The organism is uncultured Pseudoflavonifractor sp. (assembly GCF_944387275.1).
Taxonomy (GTDB): domain Bacteria; phylum Bacillota; class Clostridia; order Oscillospirales; family Oscillospiraceae; genus Pseudoflavonifractor; species Pseudoflavonifractor intestinihominis.
In genome coordinates this window covers 16446-28910 of sequence record NZ_CALXEG010000007.1, presented here as the reverse complement: position 1 = coordinate 28910, position 12465 = coordinate 16446, and the positions used below count along the sequence as shown (strand labels likewise).

Sequence of the window (12465 nt, the reverse complement as noted above, 5' to 3'; positions counted from 1 at the left end):
CTGCTGATGTAAGGGGAGGAGAAGAAGTGAGAAACATTGCCATTGTGGAGGACCAGGACGCCGCTGCCCAGCGGCTGACGGGGTATATCGAAAAGTACGCCGCCGAGACCGGGCAGGAATTCCATGTGACCCGGTTTTGCAATGGAGAGGAGTTCCTCAAGGACTATAAAGGCATCTTCGCCGTGGTGTTCATGGACATCCAGATGCCCAAAAAGGACGGCATGGAGGCGGCGGTGGAGCTGCGCAGACTGGACAAGAACGTGTCCCTTATTTTCATCACCAACCTGGTCCAGTACGCCCTCAAGGGCTACGAGGTGGACGCGGTCAGCTTTCTGGTCAAGCCGGTGAGCTACTACGATTTTTCCCTGAAATTCAAAAAGGCCCTGGACATCTACATCATGAACGAGGACCGGAGCTTTACGGTGAACGCCCCCGGCGGCCTGTGCCGCATCTCCACCGACAAGCTGATGTACGTGGAGATCTCCAACCACCGCCTGTGCTACCACCTCATCGACGACGTGATCGAGATGACCGGTGTGCTCTCCGGCGTGGAGCAGGAGCTGCGGGGGTTCGGCTTCCTGCGCTGCAACAAGTGCTACCTGGTCAACCCCAAGTTCGTGGTGCGGGTCAAGGGGTGCACCGTGCAGGTGGGGGACTCCGAGCTCCAGATCAGCCGGCCCAGGCGGGCGGCCTTTCTGGCGGAGCTGTCCAACTGGTACGCCGGCTCCGGGGGAGGGCAGTGAAGATGGACGAGGTCCTCCTGATTTACAGAAATATCATCCTGGAGTTCCTCTTTGAGCTCTATGTGTTCTATGTGCTCACCACCTGGAAGCTGAACCGGGCGCCCCGGTTCTGGCTGAAAGCCGCCGGCGGCCTGTGCGCGGTGCTGGCCGTGGCCCTTGGGGCCGCCGGGTTTTACCGGCTGTGGGGGGATACGGTGGCGGGGCGGAGCGCGGTGTACCTCTTTTTGTTCGCGGTGACCATCGCCCACGTGAAGCTGTGCTTCACGGAGTATTTCCCCGCCGTCCTGTTCTGCTGCAGCGTGGCCTACGCCGCCCAGAACCTGTGCTACAAGCTGTACCTACTGGTGTGGTGCGGCTGGCTGGTGAATGTGAGCGACAGCTGGGGCCTGCATTTTGACCTGTACTACCGCCTGACCTACTATCTTATCTTCGCGGCGGCCGTGGCGGCGGTGTACGTGTTTTTCATCCGCCGGGTGGTCTGGCCCGTGAACAGCTGGCAGCTGGACCAGCAGCTGCTGGCCATCTCCCTGCTCATTCTGGTCATTACCGCCATTTTGTGCTCGGTGGAGGACATCTACTTTGCCCGCCTGAGCGTGGGGCGGGAAAACCAGTTCGACATGGTGGAGTACTTTGTCCTGCGGCAGTCGGGCAACCTGATCTCCGTCATGTGCTGCATGATCGTGCTGCTTCTGGCCTCCCGCACCGTGGAGCAGCGGGAGCTCAAGCAGGAGGTGGCCTATCTCCAGCACGCCGTCCGCCAGAGCCAGCGGCAGTATGAGATCTCCCGGGACACCATCGAGCTCATCAACGTCAAGTGCCACGACATCCGGTACCGGCTCTCCTCGCTGGCCGCCCAGGGGGGACAGGTCTCCCCCGGAGCGGTGGAGGACATCCGGAAGAGCGTGGCCATCTACGACGCCAAGATCGAGACGGGCAACCGGCTGCTGGACGTGCTGCTGACGGAGAAGAGCCTCTACTGCGAGCAGAACGGCATCAAGCTCTCCTGCATGGCGGACGGGGAGAAGCTCTCCTTTATGGAGGACAGCGACCTCTACTGCCTCTTCGGCAACGTGCTGGACAACGCCCTGGAGGCGGTGAAGAATCTGGAGCAGCGGGAGCGGCGGGTGATCGACCTGTCGGTGAAGGCCAGGGGCGGCATGCTCATCATCCAGGAGGAGAACTACTTCGACGGCGACCTGGCCTTTCAGGACGGCCTGCCCATGACCACCAAGGCGGACAAGGACTACCACGGCTTCGGCATGCGCAGCATCCGTATGATCGTCCACAAGTACAAGGGAGAGCTGAACACCTATACCAGCGGCGGTATATTTCATCTAAATATTCTCTTCAGTACCGGCGATTTTTAGGGCAGCAAATACAGATTACGAAAAAATATGATAGTTTAAGGAACACCCATTACCAACGGGTGTTCCTTTTGCTATATTATGGTCAGCAAGCCGGGGGCGTGAATCACCATGGTCCGTGCTCGAACACACACGCCGCGGCCACATATTTGAGAAGGAGAGAGAACCCATGAAAAAGAACGTTCCTGCACTGGTCCTGTCCGTCGCGCTGACCCTGTCTCTGACCGCCTGTAGCGAAACCCCTTCTGCCGGCGGTGCTCCGTCGGATGACGTGTCTCCCGCCGTGACCACCCCCGCTGTCTCCCCCTCCGCGTCCGCTCCTGCCGCGTCTCCCTCTGTTCCCGCCGCCGAGCCTCTGGGCGGCGACATGCTGGCCGACTTCTCCAATGGCGCCGTGGAGGCCATGTTCCCCTCTGACGGCTGGTCCAACGGCAGTGTGTTCAATGTGTGGTGGGCCGGCAGCAACGTCACCTACAACGACGGTCAGATGCAGCTGAACATCAGCCCCGCCGGGGACGATGTGGAGCAGGACTACTACGGCGGCGAGATGCGCACCGGCCTCTACTACGGCTACGGCGACTACTCCGTCAGCATGAAGCCCTCCAAGGACGAGGGCACCGCCAGCACCTTCTTCACCTGCACCGGCCCCTACGACATCAACGCCGACGGCGAGCCCAACCCCTGGGACGAGATCGACATCGAGTTCCTGGGCAAGGACACCACGGGCGTGCAGTTCAACTACTATGTGGACGGCCAGGGCGGCCACGAGTACTGGTATGAGCTGGGCTTTGACGCCTCCGAGGAGTTCCACGAGTACGGCTTCCGCTGGGAGGAGGACTCCATCACCTGGTTTGTGGACGGCGAGGCCGTCTACAGCGTGAACACCGAGGACAACGGCCCCATGCCCTCCACCCCCGGCCGCATCCTGATGAACTTCTGGTGCGGCACCGCCGACGCCGAGGGCTGGATGGGCGCTTACAGCGCTGAGACCAGCCAGGCGGACTACCAGTGGGTCAAGACCTCCGCCCAGGGCGAGGAGCTGGTGCCCACGGCTGAGGCCGAGTGACCTCCCTCTTCTTCCGACCGTGCCCGTCCTCCTCTCCCGCGGAACAGGCGGGAGGGGAGGCGGCCATTGACCTGAGTATCTTGTAAACCACAGCTTATGGAGGGAATTTTCGTGGCAAAGGAAAAGAAAAACAAGAAAAAGCTGAGCGCCAAGACGTTTACCGCCATTGTCACCCCGCTGCTGGCCGTGCTGCTGGCCTTCTCCGTGGTGCTCTCGGTGGTGACCACGTCCTCGTTTGACCTGGTGCTCCGGGACATTTTTGGCGAGACCCAGCTCAAGACGGGCGGCGCGCCCGAGGGCGTGGACGCGGAGTACTACACCCGGGACATCACCGACTCCGACGAGCTCCAGGCCGCCGAGCAGGCCTACACCCGCAAGGCCGGCGCCGAGGGCTTCGTGCTCCTCTACAACAACACGGAGAGCGGCAAGGGCCTGCCCGTGGCGGCGGGCTCCAAGCTGAGCCTGTTCTCCGCGTCCTCCGTGGACCTGCTGGCCGGCGGTACCGGCTCGGGCGTGAGCACCATCTCCAGCGACATGCGCACCGCCCTCACCGAGCAGGGCTTCTCGGTCAACGAGTCCCTGTGGAAGTTCTACAGCGACAACCACAGCACCTACACCCGTGGCGGCGGCGCCATCATGTATGGCGGCGCCGAGGACTGGTCCATCAACGAGGCCCCCATCTCCGCCATCCCCCAGGAGGCCAAGGATGAGGCTGTGGGCACCACGCCCGTCTTCTTCATCGCCCGCACCGGCGGCGAGGGCCGCGACCTGGGCCGGTACATGGGCGACTGGACCGACATCGCCGAGGACAAGGACAAGCACTACCTGGAGCCCGACTCCGTGGAGCTGGGCGTGATCCAGTACCTCAACGACAACTTCGACAACGTGATCCTGGTGGTCAACACCAACAACGCCTTTGAGCTGGGCTGGGTCAAGGACTACGAGAACATCTCCGCCGTCCTGTGGGCCCCCGGCGCCGGCGGCGACACCTGCCGCTCCATCGCCGACGTGCTCAGCGGCAACGTCACCCCCTCCGGCCACCTGGTGGACACCTTCGCCTACGACGCCTTCTCCTCTCCCGCCATGCAGAACATGGGCGACATGATGCTGGTGAACAACGGCCAGGACGTGGAGGCCGGCGTGTTCTACGACGAGGGCATCTATGTGGGCTACAAGTACTATGAGACCCGCTATTTTGACAAGATGCTGGAGCAGGGCAACGCCGGGGACTACGACTACGGCCAGGTGGTGCAGTACCCCTTCGGCTACGGCCTGTCCTACACCACCTTTGAGTGGTCCGACTTCACCATGAGCGACATGGACGACAACGGCGACATCCAGATCCAGGTCACCGTCACCAACACCGGCGACGTGACCGGCCGGGACGTGGTGCAGGTCTACCTCAACGCCCCCTACACCGAGTACGACAAGGCCAACCACATTGAAAAGGCCTCCGTGGCCCTGGTGGGCTTCGAGAAGACCGGCGACCTGGAGCCCGGCGCATCCGAGACCGTGACCATCACCGTAAACCAGAAGGACTTCATCTCTTACGACGATGTGAACGCCAAGACCTACATCCTGGAGGCGGGCGACTACCTGCTGACCGCCGCCCCCAACGCCCACGCCGCCAACAACAACTTCCTGGCCTATGCCGGCCATGAGACCGACGGCCTCTTCGGAACGCCCGACCCGGATTTTGTGGGCAAGTGGACCTATACCTACCTGGACAACAACGGCGTGGACAACAAGACCTACTCCGTCTCCCTGACGGGCGTGACGGTGACCAACCAGTTTGACCACGCCAGCTACGACGAGCTGACCCCCAGAGACCAGTACCTGACCCGCCAGGACTGGGTGGGCACCTTCCCCACCACCCACGGCGACCAGGACAGCCAGAGAAAGAGCCAGTACAGCGAGAAGAACGGCTACACCTGGGAGGTGGAGGTGTCCGACACCATCCGGGACGCCCTCAAGGCCAAGGGCGCCAGCGCCTCCCTCAACCCCATGACCGAGGAGGAGGCCGCCTCCATGGCCGGTGTGTACGGCCAGGACGGGGACCTGGAGCTCATCGACTTCCGGGGCAGAGACTTTGACGAGGTGGAGGCCGAGGGCGGCTGGGACGCCCTCATCAATCAGATGGACGTCAGCGAGCTGGAGACCATCATCCGCAACGGCGGCTATCAGACCCTGATGTCCGTCAACATGGGCAAGCCCAGAGCCATCGACTACGACGGCCCCTCCGGCCTGAATGAGGGCGGCATCACCCACGAGCCCTACTCCATCACCTATCCCTGCGCCACCAACCTGGCCGCCAGCTGGGACCGGGAGAACTCCTATCTCCACGGCTACTATGTGGGCGAGGACGCCCTGGCCGCCGACGGCAACTGGGGCAACCACACCTACATCGGCATCATCTCCGGCTGGTACGCCCCTGCCATGAACATCCACCGCACCCCCTTTGCCGGCCGTAACTTTGAGTACTACTCCGAGGACGGCTTCATGTCCGGCGAGCTGGCCCTCCAGGCCGCCAGCGCCTGCGCCGAGAAGGGCGTGTACGCCTACATCAAGCACTTCGCCCTCAACGACCAGGAGGACCACCGCAGCCACGTGGCCACCTTTGCCAACGAGCAGGCCATCCGGGAGATCTACCTCAAGCCCTTCCAGACCTGCATCGAGGAGCGGCCCATGACCACCATCATGGTCCAGCAGTACGACGAGGACACCGGCTCCTTCACCCAGACCGAGGCGGAGATCCCCTGCGTCATGGCGGTCATGTCCTCCTTCAACCGGGTGGGCTGCACCTGGTCGGGCGGCGACTACAACCTGCTCACCGGCGTGCTGCGCAACGAGTGGGGCTTTGACGGCACGGTCATCACCGACTACGACGGCGGCGGCGTCATGGACACCGAGCAGTGCATCCGGGCCGGCGGCGACCTGAAGCTGACCGGCTTCGAGGTGGACGCGCCCATGGATCCGACCAATCCCGCCACCCAGTACTTCGCCCGCCAGGCCATCAAGCACATCCTCTACACCACCGTCAACTCCAACGCCATGAACGGCATCGTCCACGGCGTGGCCGTGGAGGCGCTGCCCTTCGCCAATTACTACATCATCCTCATCGTGGAGAACGTGGTGGCCGCGGCCCTCATCATCTGGGGCGTGGTAGCCATCGTGCGCCGCTGGAAGAAGGAGAAGAAGGCCGCCTGAAGGCTGCCCGAGTAAATCGAATCTTCCGCAGCAGAGCGCCCGGAGCCGGGAATTCCCGACTCCGGGCGCTCTGTCTGTCAAAGAGGGGAAGGGCGTCTCGACTGGGGGCGGCGCTTGTGCTATAATGGTGCGTGCCGGGCAGTCCCTGCCCGGCCATATTCTGAAAACAACGGAGACGGTGTCTCCGTGAGAGGCGGTTTTTTATGGGCCGACAGGCGGAAGAATCAAAAGGGAAGAGAAGGCTCTGTACAGGCCTGTTTGCCCACGTGGACGCGGGCAAGACCACCCTGTCCGAGGGGCTGCTCTACACCTGCGGCTGTCTGAAGCGCTTGGGGCGGGTGGACCACAAGGACGCCTTCCTGGACACCTACGCCCTGGAGCGGGAGCGGGGCATCACCATCTTCTCCAAGCAGGCGGTGCTGCCTCTGGAGGACATGGCCATCACCCTGCTGGACACCCCGGGACACGTGGACTTCTCCGCCGAGATGGAGCGCACCCTCCAGGTGCTGGACTGCGCCATCCTGGTCATCAGCGGCACCGACGGCGTCCAGGGCCACACCATGACCCTCTGGCGGCTGCTGGAGCGGTACGGCGTGCCGGTGTTCCTCTTTGTCAACAAGATGGACCTGGCGGGGGCTGACAGAGACACCCTGCTCTCCGGGCTGAAGGCCCGGCTGGACGAGGGCTGTGTGGACTTCGGGCCCGGACAGGACAGGGACAGCTGGCTGGAGAACGTGGCCGTGTGCGGCGAGGACGTGCTGGAGCGCTACCTGGAGACCGGAGAGGTGGCGGAGGAGGACATCGCCGCCCTTATCCGGGCGCGGAAGCTGTTCCCCTGCTACTTCGGCTCCGCCCTGCGGCTGGAGGGGGTGGAGGAGCTGCTCGACGGCCTGAGCAAATACGGCACCAGCCCGGACTACCCCCCCGAGTTCGGCGCCCGGGTCTATAAGATCGCCCGGGACCCTCAGGGCAACCGGCTGACCTATCTGAAGGTGACGGGGGGCAGCCTGAAGGTGAAGGCCCTGCTCACCAACCGCCGGGCCGCCCTGGCGGAGGAGAAGGTGTGGGAGGAGAAGGCGGACCAGATCCGCATCTACTCCGGCGCCAAATTCACCACCGTGGACGAGGCCCCGGCGGGGACGGTGTGCGCCGTCACCGGCCTGAGCCGTACCGTGCCCGGCGAGGGCCTGGGCTGGGAGGCGGAGGGGGAGACGCCGGTGCTGGAGCCGGTGCTCACCTACCGGGTGGTGCTGCCCGAGGGCTGCGACCCCCACACCGCCCTCCTCAAGCTGGGGGAGCTGGCCGAGGAGGACCCCCAGCTCCACATCGTCTGGAACGAGCAGCTGCGGGAGATCCACATCCAGCTCATGGGGGAGGTCCAGCTGGAGGTGCTCCGGCGGCTCATTGGGGAGCGGTTCGGGCTGGACGTCACCTTTGACGCGGGCAGCATCGTCTACCGGGAGACCATCGCCGAGCCGGTGGAGGGGGTGGGCCACTTCGAGCCCCTGCGGCACTACGCGGAGGTCCACCTCCTGCTGGAGCCGGGGGAGCGGGGCAGCGGCCTCCACTTCGCCTCTGCCTGCGGGGAGGACATGCTGGACCGGAACTGGCAGCGGCTCATCCTCACCCATCTGGAGGAAAAGCAGCACCTGGGCGTGCTCACCGGCTCGCCCATCACCGATATGCGCATCACCCTGGTGGCGGGGCGGGCCCACGTGAAGCACACCGAGGGCGGCGACTTCCGCCAGGCCACCTACCGGGCCGTGCGGCAGGGCCTGATGCAGGCCAAGAGCATCCTGCTGGAGCCCTGGTACAGCTTCCGGCTGGAGATCCCCCCCGAGTGCGTGGGCCGTGCCATGACCGATTTGCAGCGGATGGGCGGCGAGACGGACACCCCGGAGACCCTGGGGGAGGAGACGGTGCTCACCGGCTCCGCGCCGGTGGCGGGCCTGCGGGATTACGCCGCCGAGGTCATGTCCTACACCAAGGGCCGGGGGCGGCTCTTCTGCACCCTGAAGGGCTACCAGCCCTGCCACAACCAGGACGAGGTGGTGGCGGCCATCGGCTACCAGTGCGAGCGGGACACGGAGAACCCGGCGGACTCGGTGTTCTGTTCCCACGGCGCGGGGGTGGTGGTCAAGTGGAACGAGGTGCGGGAGCACATGCACGTGGACAGCGGCCTGCGCCTTGGCGGCCAGGAGGAGGAGCCGGAGGAGGACGCGCCGGTGTACCGTCCCGGCACCTCCTATTCCGACGGCGTGGCCCAGGACAAGGAGCTCCAGGCCATCTTTGAGCGGACCTACGGCCCCATCAAGCGGCGGGATTTTCTTCCCCAGGAGCCTGTCCGCAAGAAGCACGCCGAGCTGCCCGAGCGGCGGGAGGTGGCGCTGCGGGACTCCGACCCGGAGTACCTGCTGGTGGACGGGTACAACATCATCTTCGCCTGGGACGAGCTGAAGGCGGTGGCCCGCACCAGCCTGGACGCCGCCCGACAGCTGCTGATGGACATCCTGAGCAACTACCAGGGGTTCCGCAAGTGCGTGGTGATTCTGGTCTTTGACGCCTACAAGGTGCCCCGCAACACGGGGGATGTGAGCAAATACCACAACATCTACGTGGTCTACACCAAGGAGGCGGAGACTGCCGACGCCTACATCGAGCGGGCCACCTATGAGCTGGGCAAGCACCACCACGTGCGGGTGGCCACCTCGGACAGCGCCGAGCAGCTCATCATCCTGGGCCACGGCGCCCTCCGGGTCTCCGCCCGCATCTTCAAGGCGGAGGTGGAGCAGGCGGAGGGCCAGATCTCCGACATCCTGTCCCGGAACAACCGGCAGGAGAAGTCCAAACCGGTCCGCGCCGCCATGGAGAGGGCAAAGAAACAGAAAAATTGAAGGATGGACAGAGAGAGGCACCCCGGAGTGGAAACACCCCGGGGTGCCTGTGTATTACGAGCTGGCGATGACGCCGGCCGACCGCAGGGAGGCCAGCAGGCTGTTGTAGGATTGGATCAGCACCGGCAGACTGGCATTGGTGGATACATTTGCCACAGCTGCGCCGGGCGTCAGGGTTCCGGTAGGACCAGTGGGACCGGTCGCGCCGGAAGGCCCGGTAGGACCAGTCGCGCCAGTTGCGCCGGAAGGACCGGTAGGACCAGTGGGACCAGTCGCGCCGGAAGGGCCGGTGGGGCCAGTGGGGCCGGTTGCGCCGGAAGGACCGGTGGGACCAGTGGGGCCGGTTGCGCCGGAAGGGCCGGTAGGACCAGTCGCGCCAGTTGTGCCGGTGGGGCCCTGCGTCCCCATGGGGCCCATGGGCCCGGTGGCGCCGGTCATGCCGGCGGGGCCAGTGGCGCCGGTGGGTCCGGGAATGGGACAGATCCGTACAGTCTGGCAGGGAGGAGGACAGGAGGGACAGGAACAATCGGGATACAGCGCCTCGGCGGGAATGGAGCCGCCCGCGCCGCAGAAACCTTTCTGATGATACATAAGCATAACCTCCATTCCCAGGATATGCGGTCACCGGGCGGGCGGTGCGGCAGAGAATGGTTTCTGAATGGGGGATTAAAAAAGCCTTAAATCATATTATGAGCTATTGCGCGGGCGGAGAAAAGAGGTTAAAATAAGTCCAGATTCCGAAGAAGCGTCCTGTTGAATCGGATGAAGACGTTGGAAAGACATAAGGAGGTCGTTTCCTATGGCATTTTTTGATGAACTGAGGGATAAAGCGATGGATCTGGGCCGGGCGGGCGTGGCCAAGTCCCGGCAGCTGGCCGAGATCGCCAAGCTGAACCTGGCCAACTCCGCCGAGGAGGACGCGATCAAAAAGGCCTACATTGAGATCGGCAAGCTGTACTACGCCGAGCGCGGCATGGCCCCTGAGGCGGCCTATGTGGCGCTGTGCGAGAAGATCACCGCCTCCAAGGTGACCATTGAGGAGAACAAGAGCCGCATCGCCGAGCTGAAGGCGGAGGGCAACCTGGAGGACACGGAGGAGCCGCCCATGTACACCAATATCCCCCCTGAGGAGCCCTTTGGCGGGGACGGCCAGGACGAAACACGCTAAAGACAGGAAAAAGCGCCGCTGTCCGGTCAGGACAGCGGCGCTCTTTTGTTCTGTTATGTATGGAGGTCTGAAAAGCGGGGCTCAGATGATGTGGCGGCCGTAGACATACACGCGGGAGTAGTAGCCGCTGGACAGGTCGTCGATCTGGACCATGTAGGCGTTGGTGGAGGCGTGGATGAACTTGCCGTTGCCGATGTAGATACCCACGTGGGACACGGGCTTGGAGGTGTAGCCGCTGTTGAAGAACACCAGGTCGCCGGGCTGGAGCTGGTCCTTGGTCACGGCCACGCCGTTGGCCAGCTGGTCGGTGGCGGTGCGGTTCAGGGTGTAGCCGAAGTGGGCGTACACATACTTGGTGAAGCCGGAGCAGTCAAAGGAGGTGGGGCCGTTGCCGCCCCACACATAGGCGCAGCCCAGGAAGTTCTGGGCGTAGTCGACGATCTGCTGGCCCAGGCTGGAGGTGGAGGCGACGGAAGTGCCGTCGCCGCGGGAACCGGCGGAGTCCTTCACGGTAACCATGTAGTCGCTGCTGACATAGCCGGTGGTGCCGTTATATGTAACCTTATACCAGCCGTTGTCGATGCCCACGATGTCCACCACAGTGCCGTCGTTGAGGGTGGCCACCCGGTCGTAGCTGGTGCCGGGACCGCTGCGCATGTTCAGCGTGGAGCCGCCGGCGGACACCTTGCCGTAGCCGATCTTCACATCGGCAGTTGCCTGCACGTTGAGATATTCCCCGGACATATAGCCCTCGATGGAGTTGTAGTCCACCTTGTACCAGCCGTTGCCCGCGTCGGCCAGGACGACGACGGTGTCGCCGCTGGGGGCGGTAGCCAGGATGGTGGAGTCGGTGCTGGCGCTCTCGCGAAGGCGGAGGGCGTCGGCGGTGACGGTGCCCACACCCACGCTGGCGGCGGAAGCGCCGGCGACGGTGATGGCGGAGAGGGCTGCGCCGAGAACTGCGACGCGCAGGAACTTTCCGGCAGGTATCATTGGTATCATCCTCCATAACAGATTCGGTCCGGCTTTCGCCGGAGGTTTTTCTTTCGTACGGTTGCGGGGACAGCGCCTCTTACTTGGAAGAGAGGCTGCGCTCCAGCCAGACGGAAGCCACGTCCATGGCGTTGTACAGGCTGTCTTTCTCGGTCTTCTTCACCACCCGGTCCCGGCTCTTCAGGTCGGGGTCGGTGAGCTGCAGCTGCACGGACACGCGGGAGGCCACGTCCAGGTCGTCCACCTTCTTGGTGTCCAGAATCTGCATCATGATGATGTATTTATCCGCCATGCTGCCGTAGTAGATCAGGTTGTCCTTGCGGCGGAGCGGGTGACCTTTATAAACCAGAGGAATCTTTTCTTCAGCCATGAGGCCCTCCTTGTAACAAGTAAAATCAAACTGTAACCAAATTGTAACACATTGTAGTCGCTGTGTCAAACTTTTTCCGGCAGAAAATCCTGCCAGGAGAATTATTATGTCAATCAAAATGACGAAGGGATTTTTTCGTAAAAATTGTTTGCAATTCCGGAAGCTCTGCGCTAAAATGGCGGAGATGTGTTGAAAAAGAGATAACGAACGGAGTTGGTAGGAATTGAGACGGGAAGATATTATTGTAGCCGTAGTGGACGGGCTGGGGGGCGGAATCGGGAAGAGCCTGGTGGAGAAGCTGAAGAAGAGCTGGCCCTGGCTCCATGTCCGCGCCCTGGGGACCAATTCCGGGGCGACTGCCCGCATGCTGAAGGCAGGGGCCGACGACGGCGCCACCGGTGAGAACGCCATCGTGGTCAACGCGGGCAAGGCCCAGATGATCCTGGGGGTGGTCACCGTGCTGGCCGCCAACGGCCTGCTGGGGGAGATCACCCCGGCCATGGCCCTGGCCATCGGGGAGAGCGAGGCGGTGAAGATCCTGGTCCCCATGGAGCGCTGCCATATCCGGGTGGCGGCGGAGCCCGGGACGGTGACCCAGTGCCTGGACCGGGCCATGGAGCTGGTGGGCGAGGAGCTGGACCGGCTGACCCGGGAGTAAGC

General features: G+C 63.5%; 9 protein-coding genes. 7 read left to right on the top strand and 2 right to left on the bottom strand.

What is annotated here, in order from left to right; translation table 11 throughout:
• Positions 1–26 precede the first annotated feature (26 nt).
• The 6 genes from Q0K23_RS03115 (at position 27) to Q0K23_RS03090 (ending at position 10442) form a co-directional block, all read left to right on the top strand.
• Positions 27–743, top strand: a complete 717-nt coding sequence (locus Q0K23_RS03115; RefSeq protein WP_294517751.1) for a LytTR family DNA-binding domain-containing protein — start codon at positions 27–29, stop codon at positions 741–743.
• Positions 744–745: 2 nt separating this feature from the next.
• Positions 746–2110, top strand: coding sequence for an ATP-binding protein (locus tag Q0K23_RS03110; protein ID WP_294517749.1), 1365 nt, complete (start codon positions 746–748; stop codon positions 2108–2110).
• 166 nt (positions 2111–2276) lie between these two features.
• Positions 2277–3173: a glycoside hydrolase family 16 protein gene (locus tag Q0K23_RS03105; RefSeq protein WP_294517747.1), complete on the top strand. Its 897-nt coding sequence runs from the start codon at positions 2277–2279 to the stop codon at positions 3171–3173.
• A 111-nt stretch (positions 3174–3284) separates the two neighbouring features.
• Entirely contained in the window at positions 3285–6380 is a 3096-nt protein-coding gene (locus Q0K23_RS03100; protein ID WP_294517745.1) for a glycoside hydrolase family 3 N-terminal domain-containing protein, read from the top strand.
• A 203-nt stretch (positions 6381–6583) separates the two neighbouring features.
• The gene (locus Q0K23_RS03095) at positions 6584–9274 is read left to right on the top strand and encodes a translation factor GTPase family protein (protein WP_294517743.1); all 2691 of its coding nucleotides are present in this window, start codon (positions 6584–6586) and stop codon (positions 9272–9274) included.
• 799 nt (positions 9275–10073) lie between these two features.
• On the top strand, positions 10074–10442 hold the full coding sequence (locus tag Q0K23_RS03090; RefSeq protein ID WP_294517742.1) for a serine proteinase: 369 nt from the start codon (positions 10074–10076) through the stop codon (positions 10440–10442).
• Positions 10443–10523: 81 nt separating this feature from the next.
• On the opposite strand, the gene Q0K23_RS03085 is transcribed toward Q0K23_RS03090, so the two are convergent.
• Positions 10524–11435, bottom strand: coding sequence for an SH3 domain-containing C40 family peptidase (locus Q0K23_RS03085; protein WP_294517740.1), 912 nt, complete (start codon positions 11433–11435; stop codon positions 10524–10526).
• 79 nt (positions 11436–11514) lie between these two features.
• Positions 11515–11805, bottom strand: coding sequence for a hypothetical protein (locus Q0K23_RS03080; protein WP_294517737.1), 291 nt, complete (start codon positions 11803–11805; stop codon positions 11515–11517).
• A 223-nt stretch (positions 11806–12028) separates the two neighbouring features.
• Here Q0K23_RS03080 and Q0K23_RS03075 point away from each other — a divergent pair, with 223 nt between their 5' ends.
• A complete protein-coding gene (locus Q0K23_RS03075; RefSeq protein WP_294517735.1) occupies positions 12029–12463 on the top strand; it encodes a DUF3842 family protein in 435 nt (144 codons plus the stop codon).
• Positions 12464–12465 lie beyond the last annotated feature (2 nt).